This is a genomic window from Kurthia sp. Dielmo (assembly GCF_000307285.2).
Classification (GTDB): Bacteria; Bacillota; Bacilli; order Bacillales_A; family Planococcaceae; genus Kurthia; species Kurthia populi.
Window position 1 is genome coordinate 1 of record NZ_CAEP01000191.1, and the last position, 576, is coordinate 576.

A 576-nucleotide genomic window follows, 5' to 3' on the forward strand; every position below is an offset into this window, starting at 1 on the left:
TTCGGAAACTGTTCCTTACGTTTCGTATATTTTTTCAGCTGTTTATTCACCGATTCAATCAAATTTGTTGAGTAAATACTACGGCGAATCGACTGTGGAAAAGCGTAGAACGTTAAAATGGCATCGCCTTTGACCATTGGCACGAGCTTCGGATAGGCAGTCTGCCACTTTTTGATAAAGCGTTCGCGTGCTTCAATCGCTTCTTCTAGCGTTTCAGCACGATACACTTGTTTGAAGTCGTCACACACTTCTGCACGATCTTTCGTCCGCACTTTATGACTCAAATTACGCTGCACATGAACGAGGCACGTTTGATAACGCGCGTGCGGATACACTTCAGAAAGCATCGTTTCCATACCTTTTAAGCCATCTGAAATAAATAGAAGGACCTCTTCCATTCCACGTTCACGGAAGTCTTCCAATAGCTCACGCCATACATGAACAGACTCGGTCGACGCAATCGTATAACCGAGCACTTCCTTTGAGCCGTCCAAACGAATACCAATCGCTAAATAAACGGCTTCTTTCGCCACCGTATCACGTTTAATTGGAATATACGTCGCATCTAAATAAACG

The 576-nt window shown here is 43.9% G+C and carries 1 protein-coding gene; it reads right to left on the reverse strand.

The features are described from left to right. Positions 1–576: IS256 family transposase (locus KTHG_RS00105; RefSeq protein WP_139991793.1), on the reverse strand; the 576-nt coding region annotated here is incomplete at both ends.